This is a genomic window from Sciscionella marina DSM 45152 (genome assembly GCF_000379465.1).
GTDB classification, from domain to species: domain Bacteria; phylum Actinomycetota; class Actinomycetes; order Mycobacteriales; family Pseudonocardiaceae; genus Sciscionella; species Sciscionella marina.
Genome location: NZ_KB905380.1, coordinates 903342 through 915331 on the forward strand (window position 1 = coordinate 903342; position 11990 = coordinate 915331).

11 protein-coding genes are annotated in these 11990 nt (G+C 67.1%); all 11 read right to left on the minus strand.

Annotation, left to right across the window (positions count from 1 at the left end):
* From A37U_RS0104410 to A37U_RS0104460, 11 genes are read right to left on the minus strand one after another with little or no spacing between them, the layout of a single operon-like run.
* Positions 1-1233, minus strand: a complete 1233-nt coding sequence (locus A37U_RS0104410) for an MCE family protein (protein ID WP_020495403.1) — start codon at positions 1231-1233, stop codon at positions 1-3.
* Positions 1230-2408, minus strand: a complete 1179-nt coding sequence (locus tag A37U_RS0104415; RefSeq protein ID WP_020495404.1) for an MCE family protein — start codon at positions 2406-2408, stop codon at positions 1230-1232. Before A37U_RS0104415 ends, A37U_RS0104410 begins: the two co-directional genes overlap by 4 nt.
* The gene (locus A37U_RS0104420) at positions 2405-3442 is read right to left on the minus strand and encodes an MCE family protein (protein ID WP_020495405.1); all 1038 of its coding nucleotides are present in this window, start codon (positions 3440-3442) and stop codon (positions 2405-2407) included. Before A37U_RS0104420 ends, A37U_RS0104415 begins: the two co-directional genes overlap by 4 nt.
* A complete protein-coding gene (locus tag A37U_RS0104425) occupies positions 3442-4479 on the minus strand; it encodes an MCE family protein (protein WP_020495406.1) in 1038 nt (345 codons plus the stop codon). The genes A37U_RS0104420 and A37U_RS0104425 overlap by 1 nt, the downstream gene beginning before the upstream one ends.
* Positions 4476-5822 (minus strand): MCE family protein, encoded by a 1347-nt coding sequence (locus A37U_RS0104430; RefSeq protein ID WP_020495407.1) that lies wholly within the window; start codon positions 5820-5822, stop codon positions 4476-4478. Before A37U_RS0104430 ends, A37U_RS0104425 begins: the two co-directional genes overlap by 4 nt.
* Positions 5819-6670, minus strand: coding sequence for an MlaE family ABC transporter permease (locus A37U_RS0104435; protein WP_020495408.1), 852 nt, complete (start codon positions 6668-6670; stop codon positions 5819-5821). The genes A37U_RS0104430 and A37U_RS0104435 overlap by 4 nt, the downstream gene beginning before the upstream one ends.
* Positions 6667-7461, minus strand: a complete 795-nt coding sequence (locus tag A37U_RS0104440; RefSeq protein ID WP_020495409.1) for an MlaE family ABC transporter permease — start codon at positions 7459-7461, stop codon at positions 6667-6669. Before A37U_RS0104440 ends, A37U_RS0104435 begins: the two co-directional genes overlap by 4 nt.
* Before the next feature lie 4 nt (positions 7462-7465).
* Positions 7466-8239 carry a glucose 1-dehydrogenase gene (locus tag A37U_RS0104445; protein ID WP_020495410.1) on the minus strand — a complete coding sequence of 258 codons (774 nt, stop codon included), beginning with the start codon at positions 8237-8239 and terminating at the stop codon, positions 7466-7468.
* Positions 8236-9747 (minus strand): aldehyde dehydrogenase family protein, encoded by a 1512-nt coding sequence (locus tag A37U_RS0104450; RefSeq protein WP_020495411.1) that lies wholly within the window; start codon positions 9745-9747, stop codon positions 8236-8238. The genes A37U_RS0104445 and A37U_RS0104450 overlap by 4 nt, the downstream gene beginning before the upstream one ends.
* Entirely contained in the window at positions 9747-10754 is a 1008-nt protein-coding gene (locus A37U_RS42230) for an SDR family NAD(P)-dependent oxidoreductase (RefSeq protein WP_020495412.1), read from the minus strand. Before A37U_RS42230 ends, A37U_RS0104450 begins: the two co-directional genes overlap by 1 nt.
* The gene (locus A37U_RS0104460) at positions 10751-11842 is read right to left on the minus strand and encodes a Zn-dependent alcohol dehydrogenase (RefSeq protein ID WP_040586692.1); all 1092 of its coding nucleotides are present in this window, start codon (positions 11840-11842) and stop codon (positions 10751-10753) included. The genes A37U_RS42230 and A37U_RS0104460 overlap by 4 nt, the downstream gene beginning before the upstream one ends.
* Positions 11843-11990 lie beyond the last annotated feature (148 nt).

Sequence of the window (11990 nt, forward strand, 5' to 3'; positions counted from 1 at the left end):
TCATTTGCCGCCCCCGAGCACCGAGTCGAACACTCCACCGAGGCCGGGCGGTGGCTTCGGCGGCGCCGCACCCTGCGGCTCCTGCGCCTGTTGCTGACCGGAGGCGGGCTGCCCGGGCTGCTGCTGCTCACCGGACTGGGCCTGGTTTCCCTGCTGCGCACCGGACTTGTCCGGGTCCGGGAACAGCGGCGGGATCAGCGGCATCTTACTGTTCTGCGCGTTCTTCGCGAGCACGTCCAGCCGGAGGTCCATGTCCAGGTCCGCGTTGAAGTAGTCGCCCTTGAGCGAGTTCATCGCGTAGTCCGCGAACGGGTAGGACAGCAGGATCTGCATGGACTTCGGGATGTTCGAGCCCGCCTTGGCCAGCTGGCGCAGTGTGGGCGCGACCGTGCGCAGATCGTCGAGCAGGTCGTCCCGGCTGCGGTTGATGGTATCGGTGGCCACGCTGGACAGTCGGCGCAGCGAACCGAGCATCGCCACGATCTGGTCCCGCTGCTGGTTCGCCGAACGCAGCCCGGGTTCCATGGCGTCGAGCCCGTCGGCGAGCTGTTTGCGTTGCGTGGAAACGGTCGCGGACAGGGTGTTGAGCCCGTCGATGGCGCGCGTGATGTTGTCTCGCTGCCCGTTGAGCTGATGGGCGAGGTCGCGCAGCCGGGAGAGCGTGGCGCGCAGTTCCGGCTCGCGCCCGTCGAGGGCCCCGTTGAGTTCGTGGGTGATGTTCTGCACCTGCTGGATTCCGCCGTTGTTGAGCAGCAGGGACAGCGCCCCGAGCACCTCTTCGACCTCGGCGTTGCGGTTGGTGCGGGACACCGGGATGGTGCCCCCACCGTGCAGCGTCCCGTTCGGTGCGGCGTTCTTCGGCCCGCCGAGTTCGATGAACTTCTCGCCGAGCAGGCTGGACTGGCGCAGGGTTGCGGTGGCGTTCGCGGGCAGGTGCACATCGCCGTTGACGTCCATGGTCACGATCGCGGTCTTGTTGTCCGGGGCGAGCTCCACCCGGTCCACCCGTCCGGCCGCGACATCGTTGACCTTCACCATGGCCTGCGGCACCAGATCGAGCACATCGGTGAACTGGGCGCGCACCGTGAACGGATGCGCGCCCAGATCCGCGCCGCCGGGCAGCGGCACATTGTAGAGACCGTTGAAGCCGCCGGGTGCACAGGAGCACAACAGGGCGGCACTTCCGGCGAGCGCGGCGAGCCGCCGGCGTCGCCCGGCGCGTGTGGCGCTCACTTCCCGCCTCCCTTGTTCGGTGTCGGGAACGGGGTTCCCTTCGGAGCCCACAGCCAGGACAGTATCTGGGCAAGCGAGGGCAGGTTGAGCCCGTTGTCCACGGTGTTCGCGATCGAATCGCAGAGCTTGTTCGGATCCTTGGTCTCGCTGCGGTTCGGGGTGTTGATCGTCAGCGCCCGGCAGACGGATTCGACCGGGCCGAAGGTCAGCTCACCGAGATCACCCCTGGTCGCTACGGTCCCGGAGGCCTGATCGTAAGCGCCGAGGTAACCCGAGATCCCGACGGGCGCGGTGTCCAGGGTCTCGGCGAGCGCACCGCGCTGATCCACGAGCACCTTGGTGATCCCGATCAGCTTGTCGACGTTCTTGCTCAACAGGTCGGAATTGTCCCCGATGAAGCCCTTCACCTTCACCAGCGAATCGCCGAGCTCGCTCAGCGCGGAGCCGAATTTCCCGCTGTCGTCGGAAAGGAACTGGGAGACATCGGCGAGCCTGGTCTCGAAATCGCGCACCTGCGCGTCGTTGTCCGCCAGCGCCTTGGTGAAGTCCCCGAGATGTTTGACCGTGCTGAACAGGTCGTCCTTGGAACCGGAGAGCGTGTTCGCGGCCTTGGCGAGATTGTGCAGGGTGTCGTGCAGTGCGGCACCGTTGCCCTTGAAGTTCCGCGCCGCGGAGTTCAGTACCTTGGTCAGCGCCCCGCTCTTGTTCGCCCCCTCCGGGCCGAGCGCCTCGGCGAGCTTGGTGGCGTTGGCGTAGATCTGGTCCAGCTCCACCGGGGTCGCGGTGCGGTCCCGCCCGAACACCGACCCGGAGGTCATCCTCGGTCCCTCCACATAGGACGGAGTGAGCTGGATGTAGCGGTCGCTGACCACGGTCGGCGCGACCACGACCGCCTTCGCGTTCGCCGGAACCGGGACATCCCGGTTGACCGAGAACTTCACGCGCACCTGTTTGCCTTGCGGGGTAACGGAATCGACCTTGCCCACATCGATGCCGATCACCCGCACATCCGAGTCCGGATAGATGCCGACCGCCTTGCCGAAGTAGGCGGTGAACACCTGACCGGTCCCGCCGGAACCGACCCACCACACCCCGGCGCACAGCAGCAGGGCAAGCGCGCACAGCATCGCGATCCGGGTCTGCAGCCGCTGTCCGGACTGGTTGCGCACGATCATTTCGGCGTCACCCCCACCCTGCTCGGGTCATACTGCGGCGCGCTGCAGCCGTCCGGGTTGATGACGTTGCCGTTGCCCTGGTCGTTGATCGGGGAAAGCAGACCGCACAGGTAGCCGTCGAACCAGCGCCCGCTGCCGACCGTATTGGTGAACATGCGGATGTAGGGCGCGAGGTTGTGCACCAGGTGCCCCAGATTGTCCTGCTGCCCGGAAAGGATCGTGGTGAGCCGGTTCAGCTGGGTCAGGGCAGGCTTCAACCGGGCGTTGTTGTCGTCCACCAGACCGGAGAGCTGCTGGGCCAGTCCCCGTGTCCCGTCGAGCAGCGCATCGATGGCCTTCTTGCGCTGCTGCAGCTCGCTGAGCAGCTTTCCGCCGTCGGAGAGCAGGCGCTGCACCTCGTCGTTGCGGTCGGCAACCGTCTTGGACACCTGCGAGGTGTTGTTCACCAGCCTGCGCAGTGCCTCATCGCGGGAGGCGATCGTCTTGGACAGCGCGGTGAGCCCGTTGAGCGCGCCGCGCATGCTGTCCGGGGTCTTGTTGAAGGTGTCCGCGGCGACATCGAAGGCCTTGGCCAGATTATCGCTGTCGATGTCCCCCGTGGTGCGGCCCAGGCCTTCGAGCGCCTGCTGCACGTCATAGGGCGAGGTGGTGCGGTTGACCGGAATCGTGGTGCCCGGTGGCTGCGGATCGGTGCCGCGCACATCGAGGGCGAGGGTCTTCTGCCCGAGCACCGTCGCGATCTGAATGGACACTGTGGACTGCGCACCGACCCTGGTGTCGTTCACGGTGAACGCCACCCGGGCCTTGCCCTTGTCGAGTTCGACCGAGCGCACCTCGCCCACCTTGACCCCGGCGACATCCACCCGGTCCCCCGCCCGCAGACCCGCGGATTCCTTGAACAGCGCCGCATAGGTGGTTCCGGTGCCCACCAGCGGCAGGTGATCGGAGAAGTTGGCGGCGAGCACGAGAAGCGCGATCACCACGAGGGTGACCAGTCCGACGGAGACCTGGTTGCGGTCGGCGAGGGGGCGCATCACTGGCACCTCTTCGGATCACGGCCGTTGAGCGGAAGCAGGTTCTTGAGCTCGATCGGGGCCTGGGTGAGCCCGGTTTTCACCGTGACCCGGCAGATGAAGAAGTTGAACCAGCTGCCGTAGGAGACGGTCCTGGTGAACTGGCGCAACCGGTCCGGAGTACTGGCGATCACCTTGTTCACCAACGGCCCGGCATCGGCGAGGTTCTTGCCGAGCGCGCCGAGCTGGTCGATATCGCCCTTGAGGTCCGGTCGGGCCTTCTTGAGCAGGTCACCGGTGGCGCTGGTGAGCCCGTCCAAAGCGCTGATCGCGTCCCCGATCGGCTTGCGCTGCGCGGAAAGCCCGGAAACCAGCTGCTGGAGTTGGGTGATCGTCCCGGAAAGCTGCGGACTGTGCGCGTTGATCGTGTCGAGCACCTTGTTCAGGTTGGTGATCAGCTGGCCGATCACCTGATCCTTCGAGGCGATCGTGGTGGTCAGCTGCGCGGTGTCGGAGAGCAGCCCGTCGATCGTGCCACCCTCACCCTGCAGCACCTGGATGATCTCGGTGGCCAGCTTGTTCACATCGGAGGGATTCAGCGCCTGGAACAGTGGCTGGAACCCGTTGAACAGGGTGGTGAGATTGAGCGCGGGCGCGGTGCGGTCGACCGGGATCGTGCCGCCCATCGGCAGGGTCCGGTTCGGATCACCGACCGCGGCGTTCAGTGCGAGGTAACGCTGCCCGATGAGGTTGCGGTACTTGATGCGCGCGGTGCTCTCCGCGGGGATCTTGCGCCCGTTGTCCAAGGTGAAGTCCACTTTGGCCTGACGCTCGTCGAGCACGGTGACTGAATCGACCTGCCCGACCTTCACCCCGGCGATACGCACCTCGTCCCCGTGCTGCAGCCGCGAGGCATCGGAGAAGATCGCGGTGTAGCTCCCGGTGGCCCCGCCCCCGCCTCCGGTGATGGTGACCCCGAGGATCCAGGTGAGCACGATGGTGATGACCGTGAACAGGGCCATCTTCACGATCGCGGCGACGGGCAGCTGACGGGTCATCGCAGTTCCACCGCCGATCCGCGGTAGAGCGGGCCGACGAGCATGCCCGCCCAGCCGGGTACCTTGTCCGGGCTGGTGTTCAGCTGCTGGGAGAGCAGCCCGGAAAGTAGCCGCTGTTCGGCGCGCGAGTTCGCGATGGACGGTGCCTGGCTCGCCGACTGCGTGCTCGTCCCGCCGGGGACGGGATCGAGCTTCTGCTCGCTGGCCTTCTGCGGCATGTTCGGCGCGGGCGGGGTCTTCGTCCCGTCCTGTAGGGGTTTCCCGTCCGGAAACTGCGGGAACCGGGTCTTGCCGTCGTCGGTGTAGCAGCGCGGGCCGCGGTCGTCGAGGTTCTTCGGGTCGTCGGTTCCCGGCTTGTACTGGCCCCGGCTCGCGCTCAGCGTGATCCGCAGGTTGGCCGCGTGCGGGCGTTCCTTGTTGCCCTTGCCGAACACTTTGTTCTCGGTGTCCACTTGTTTGGCGAACTGGTCGAAAAGGCAAGGGTACTCGGGCGAATAGCGTTCGAGCAGCTTCAGCACCGGTTTCGCGGTTCCCACGAAGGAGACCAGGTTCTCCTTGTTCACCAGGAGGAACTTGTTCAGGTCGGCCGAGGTGTCGATCACCGATCCGTAGAGGTACTGCAGATTCTTCTGCTGTTCGGTGAGGGTGCGTGCGGTGGTGGCGAAGTTCGACATGGAATCGATCAGCCTCGGCACCGCGTCCACGAAGTTCGGGGTGACCTCGGCGAACCGCTGAATGTCCTTGGACAGTTGCGGAATCTCCGGGTTCATCTTACCGAGATAGGAGCCGAGGGTGGTGACCGTCTGCCCCAGTTCCTCGCCCTTTCCCTGCAGTGCCGTGGAAATCGCGGACAGCGTGCTGGCCACCTTCGCCGGGGGAACCGCCTTGAGCACCGGAACCAGATCGTCGAGCACATCCTGGATCGCGACGGTGCTCGCGCTGCGGTCCTGGTGGATGACATCCCCGTTGCGCAACGGGGCGGCCGATCCCTTCGGGATGTTCAGCGAAACATAGCGATCCCCGAACAGCGTCTTGGGCAGCATCGCCGCGCTGACCGTGCTCGGCAGCTGCGCGGCCAGCCCGGGATCCAGGCGCAGGTGCAGCGTGGCGCCCGTTCCGCTCGCCGTGATCCCGGAGACCTCGCCGACCTCCACCCCGCGCGCCTTGACCGTCGCGCCCTGCTGCAACTGGCTGCCCACCTTGTCCACGACCGCGGTGACGCTCACCTCGGGGGTGAACGCCTTGCGGTACATGAGGATCGTGAGCGCGAAGAAGCTCGCGATGCCGAGCACCATCACCAGGCCGAGCGCCTGGAACCGGAGTCTGGTCGCCCGCGCACTCATCCGGTTATCCGTACCGTCGTCGTGGATCCCCAGATGGCCAGGGAGATGAACAGGTCCAGCACCGCGACGAGCACGATCGCGGTACGCACCGCCTTACCGACCGCGATCCCGACCCCGGCCGGCCCCCCGCTCGCGGTATAGCCGTAATAGCAGTGCGTCATGATCACCACGACCGAGAAGATCAGCACCTTGGCGAAGGAATAGAGCACATCCTCGGGTGGCAGGAACAGATTGAAGTAGTGATCATAGGTTCCCCCGGACTGCCCGTAGAACACCACCGTCACCTCGCGCGAGGCCACATAGGAGATCAGCAGGCCGATGGCGTACAGCGGAATCACCGCGGTCGCTCCCGCGATCACCCGCGTGGTGACCAGATAGGGCACGCTCTCGATGGCCATCACCTCGAGCGCGTCCACCTCCTCGGAGATCCGCATCGCGCCCAGCTGCGCGGTGAATCCGCAGCCGACCGTCGCGGACAGGGCGATCCCGGCCGCGAGCGGGGCCACCTCGCGGGTGTCGAAGTAGGCGGCGATGAACCCGGTCAGCGCTGCGGTGCCGAGCTGGTTGAGCGAGGAATAGCCCTGCAGGCCGACCACGATCCCGGTGAACATGGTCATCCCGACCATCACGCCGATCGTGCCGCCGATCAGCGCCAGGGCACCTGAACCGAAGCTGAGCTCGGTGAGGACCCGGATGATCTCCTTGGGGTACTTGGTCAGCGTCCTCGGTATCCAGAGCAGCGCGCGCAGATAGAACCACAGCCGCCGCCCGGTCTGGTCGAGCCAGTCGCCCGGGATGGACCAGATTCCGCGCCGCCCGGGAAGGAGATCGTCGGCGAGCATGCTCACATCCCCTTCGGTGGCACGATTTTCAGGTACACCGCGGTCACCACCACGTTGATCAGGAACAGCAGCAGGAAGGTGATGACCACGGCCTGGTTCACCGCGTCACCGACTCCCTTCGGCCCACCGGAGGGATTGAATCCGCGGTAGGTGGCCACGATTCCCGCGACGAAGCCGTACATCAGCGCCTTGACCTCGCTGACGAACAGGTCCGCGATCTGCGCGAACGAGTTGAAGCTCTGCAGATAGGCACCCGGAGTCCCGCCCTGGAGCACCACGTTGAAGAAGTACCCGCCCGCGACACCGACCACGCTGACCAGTCCGTTGAGCAGGATCGCCACCGTGACCGCGGCGAGCACCCGCGGCACGATGAGCCGGTGCACCGGGTCCACCCCGATCACCCGCATCGCATCGATCTCCTCGCGGATGGTGCGCGCCCCGATGTCCGCGCACATCGCCGAGCCGCCCGCGCCGGCCACGATGAGCACCGTGATCAGCGGGGCGGCCTGTTGCACGATCGCGATCGCGCTGGCCGCCCCGGTGTAGGACTGCGCACCGATCTGGGTGGTCAGCGAACCCAGCTGGAGCGCGATCACCGCGCCGAACGGGATCGCGATCATCGCGGTCGGCATGATCGTCACACTGGCGAAGAACCAGCACTGACGCATGTACTCGTTGAACTGGAAGGGGAATATGAACATCGCGCGCAGCACCGAGGCGCCGAGGCTGGTCATCCGGCCCAGCTGGCGCAGGGCACCGACCGGGGACGGGAGCAGCGGGTCCGCACGCGTACTCATTCGGCTACCCCACGTTCGCGCCGAAGACGTGGGTCGCCGTGGCACCGCCATCGGCGACGAACTCCGCTCCGGTGCTGTAGCTGGATTCCTCGCTGCCGAGGAACACGACCAGGTTCGCGATCTCCTCCGGTTTCCCGATGCGGCGCAGGGCCAGCCGATTCGCCACCGGAGTGAAGTCCAGCTTCGCTCCCCCGGTGACCGCGCCGATCATCGGGGTCTCCACCATGCCCGGATGCACCGAGTTGACCCGGATGCCGTCCACGCCGAGCTCGAGCGCGGCGACCTTGGTCATGCCGCGGATCGCGAACTTCGTCGAGGCATAGGCGACCGCGCCCTGCAGTGCGCCGAGCCCCTCGATGGAGCTGAAGTTCACGATCGAACCGCCCCCGGAGGCGCGCATCGGGGCGATCACCGAACGCATGCCGAGCAGGGTGCCGATCTGGTTGATGTCCACCAGCCGCCGGTAGTCCTCCAGCGTGCTGTGCTCGATCATCGCGAAGTGCAGCACCCCGGCCGCGTTCACCAGGACATTCGGCGCGCCGAAGGCCTCGGTGCACGCGGCCACCGCGGCCTGCCAATCGTCCTGTTCGGACACATCCAGGTGGCAGAACCGCGCGTTCTCGCCGAGCTCCGCGGCGTGCTTCGCACCCGCCTCATCGCCGATATCGGCGACCAGCACCCGGGCGCCCTCCTCGATGTAGCGGCGGGCCGTCGCGGCGCCCATACCGCTGGCCGCGCCGGTGATGATGGCGGTCTTGCCCTCGAGCCGCTTGGTCACATCAACTCCTCGGTCAACGGAAGCAGCACGGTCTTCTGCTCCGTATAAGCCTCGAATGCCTCGCGCCCGCCCTCGCGGCCGAGGCCGGACTGGTTGAACCCGCCGAAGGGAAGGTGCGGTTCCAGGGTGAATCCGTTGATGCCCACGGTTCCCGCGCGCAGCGCCCGGGAAGCCCGGAAAGCGCGGGACACGTCCGAGGTGAACACGGTCGCGCCCAGGCCGTACTTGGTGTCGTTGGCCAGCCGGATCGCCTCCTCCTCGGTGTCGAACGGAACCACGGCGAGCACCGGGCCGAAAACCTCCTCCTGGGCGAGCACCGAGGTGTTGTCCACCTCGGCGAAAATGGTCGGGGCGAAGAAGTTCCCGCTCGCGTATTCACCGTCGAGCCGCTCGCCACCGGTGACCAGCCGTGCCCCGTCTTTGGTGCCCTGATCGACATAGCCGCTGACCCGCTCCAGCTGGCGGGAGTTGATCAGCGGACAGGCCAGCACACCGGGATCGAACGGATCCCCGTAGGTGGCGCCCGCGGCCATTCCCTGCGCCCCGGCGAGGAATTCCTCGTACACCTCGCGCTGCACCAGTGCCCGCGACTGCACCACACAGCCCTGTCCGGAAAGGCCGAGGGTGAGCCCGCCCATCGTGGTCATCGCGGCCAGCCCCACGTTCGGCGCGTCCGCGAACACGATCGCCGGGCTCTTGCCGCCCAGTTCGAGGGAAACCCGCTTCATGCCGTCCGCGGAGGCCTCGACGATGTGCTTGCCGATCGCCCTGCTTCCGGTGAAGCTGATCTTGTTCACGCCCGGATGGTTGATCAGCGCCTCGCCGACGGTGGCGCCCGGACCGGTCACCACGTTCACCACACCGGCCGGCACCCCGGCCTCGATCAGCAGCGCCACCATGCGCAGCACCGAGAAGGTGGCGTATTCGGAAGGCTTGAGCACCACCGTGCACCCGGCGCCGAGCGCGGGGGCGAGTTTCTGGGCGAACAGCAGGAAGGGCGCGTTCCACGGCAGGATCGCCGCGACCACACCGATCGGCTCGCGGAAGGTGGCCGCGATGTGGTCCCCGCCCTGGTACGGCGGGAGGGTCTGGCCGCCGATCTTGTCCACCCAGCCCGCGTGGTGGTCGAACACATCCGCGGCCGCGCCGACCGAGGTGGTGTAGATCCCGCCGAAGGACAGCGGCACCGAATTGTCCAGCGCCTGCAGGCCGCGCAGCTCATCAGCGTGTTCCCGGAGCAGATCGGCGTAGCGGTGCAGGATCGCGATCCGCTCCCGGGCCCGCATCCTCGGCCAGTCGCCCTCGTCGAAGGCGCGCCGTGCGGCCGTGACCGCGGCGTCCACATCGGACTCGCCGGCCACCGCGAACCGGCCGATCTCCTCGCCGCTCGCGGGGTGAACATGGGTCCACTGCTCGCTTTTCGCACCCTCCCGCCAGGCGCCGTCGACCAGCAGCTGCCCCTCGGCCAGGCCGAGTTCGTCCCGATGCCCGAGCATCGAAATGGTCATCAGTCGCTCCCTTGCTCCATGTGTACAACGCCTTGGAAGTCGAATCCGATACGCGGATCGCGGTTATCGAAATGATCACCGAGGACAGCGGCCACTTCCTCGTCCCGCCACAGGGTCCCTTCCGCGTGGAAGACCCGTTCGTAGCTCGGCGCGGCGAGCAGTCCGATGTGTCCGGAGTGCACGACGAACACCTGACCGGTCACCCGCTCGGCCCGCGGTGAGCACAGATAGGCCACCAGCGGGGCCACGTTGTCCGGGGAGAGCGGATCGGCGCCCTCGGGAGCGGCGCCGAACACATCCGAGGTCATCGAGGTGCGCGCCCGCGGGGCGATCGCGTTCGCTCGCACCCCGTAGCGGGCCATGCCGCGGGCCGTCGAGGAGGTGAGCGCGACGATACCCGCCTTGGCCGCCGCGTAGTTCGGCTGACCGGGAGGACCGAGGGTGAACGCCTCGGACGCGGTGTTCACCACGGCGACATCCTCGGGCGCCGCACCGGATTTGACCCGCTCACGCCAGTACCCGCAGGCCGCGCGGGAGAGCAGGAAATGCCCGCGAAGGTGCACCGCGAGCACCGCGTCGAACTCCTCGTCCGACATGTTCACCAGCATCCGGTCCCGGGTGATGCCCGCGTTGTTCACCACCGCGTGCAGCCCGCCGAGCTCCTCAGTCGCGGTCCGCACCAGATCGTCCGCCGTCTTGCGCTCGGCGATGTCCCCGGTCACCGGGATCGCCCGCGCACCGGTCTCGGCCACCAGCTCGGCCGCCGCGCCCGCGGCCTGCTCGGAGACGTCGTTGAGCACCAGGTCGAAGCCGGATCCGGCCAGCGCGAGCGCCTCCGCGCGGCCAAGGCCCTCGCCCGCCCCGGTGACGATGGCCGCCCTGCGCTGGGCCGATGATTCGCTCGTGAACTCGCTCTGAGCCGATGATTCGCTCGTGAACTCGCTCTGAGCCGATGATTCGCTCGTGAACTCGCTCTGAGCCGATGATTCGCTCGTGAACTCGCTCATGGATTCACCGTGACGATCTGGCGGATGACATCGGTCCCGCCCTCACGCAGCAGGCCGAGCCCCTCGTTGATCTGTTCGAACCCGAGCCGCTTGCTCACCAGCGATTCCAGGTCGAGCTTGCCCGCGCGCCACAGCCGCACCATCTTGGGCGTGTCCGCGTGCACATTGCAGGAACCGTAGAAGGAGCCCAGGATCTTCTTGTCGTGCAGGAACAATTCCTGCGCGCTGAACGAGACCATGGCATCGGCCTTGCCCGCGCCGACCACGACCACGGTTCCACCGCGCCGGGCCAGATCCCACGCCGAGCGGATCGTGACGCTCGCCCCGACCACGTCGAACACGTAGTCGAAACCCTCCGCGGAGGTGAGCTCCTGCTTCGCGTCCTCGACCTGGTCCGGGGTCACGGTGTGGGTGGCACCGAAATGCTTCGCCAGCGCGTGTTTGCCCTCGACCGGGTCGACACCCACGATCGCGGAGGCACCGGCGAGCCGCGCGCCCTGCAGCACCGAGACGCCGACCCCGCCGCAGCCGATCACCGCGACCGAGGCCCCTTCGGGCACCTTCGCGGTGTTGAGTACCGAGCCGACGCCGGTGAGCACCCCGCAGGCGATCAGCGCGGCCTGCTCATAGGGGACATCGCTGTCCACCTTGACCGCGCCCTCCACCGGGACCACGAGCTCGTCGGCGAACGTGCCCAGGCCCGCGTACCCGAAGACCGGCTGGTCACCGAGCCGGAACCGGGGCGAGGTGAACGCCGCGATCGCGTGTACCGAACACAGATTGAACTCGCCGCGCAGACAGGACGGACACCGGCCACAGGGCGGCACGAACGAGACCGTGACATGGTCGCCGACCTCCAGCTCGCCGACCGCGCTGCCGACCTCTACTACCTCACCCGCGCCTTCATGACCGACCACCCCGGGCGCCAGGGCGGGAAGGGTCCCGTCCATCGCCGAGAGGTCACTGTGACAGATGCCCGAGACATGCACTTTGACGCGAACCTCACGAGGGCCGGGGGCCACGACCGTCACGTCGTCCCGCAGCTCGAGTGTCTCGTCACCGATATTGCCAAGCACTGCAGCCCGCACCGTCGCCTCCATCGCCGATCGGATTTTCGCGTAAAACCAATCAATCGCTTGCTCAGCTGACTGTTAGAACACGTTCTACCACACTGGATGGCCTAAGCCCATACCTCGGAGCGTCCGACTTGACCCGACACCGACTGGCCGTACGGGT

Coding starts and splice junctions, on each gene's coding strand:
- A37U_RS0104415 (WP_020495404.1), bottom strand. CDS start 2,408: ATGATCGTGCGCAACCAGTCCGGACAGCGGCTGCAGACCCGGATCGCG.
- A37U_RS0104420 (WP_020495405.1), bottom strand. CDS start 3,442: ATGCGCCCCCTCGCCGACCGCAACCAGGTCTCCGTCGGACTGGTCACC.
- A37U_RS0104430 (WP_020495407.1), bottom strand. CDS start 5,822: ATGAGTGCGCGGGCGACCAGACTCCGGTTCCAGGCGCTCGGCCTGGTG.
- A37U_RS0104425 (WP_020495406.1), bottom strand. CDS start 4,479: ATGACCCGTCAGCTGCCCGTCGCCGCGATCGTGAAGATGGCCCTGTTC.
- A37U_RS42230 (WP_020495412.1), bottom strand. CDS start 10,754: ATGAGCGAGTTCACGAGCGAATCATCGGCTCAGAGCGAGTTCACGAGC.
- A37U_RS0104450 (WP_020495411.1), bottom strand. CDS start 9,747: ATGACCATTTCGATGCTCGGGCATCGGGACGAACTCGGCCTGGCCGAG.
- A37U_RS0104440 (WP_020495409.1), bottom strand. CDS start 7,461: ATGAGTACGCGTGCGGACCCGCTGCTCCCGTCCCCGGTCGGTGCCCTG.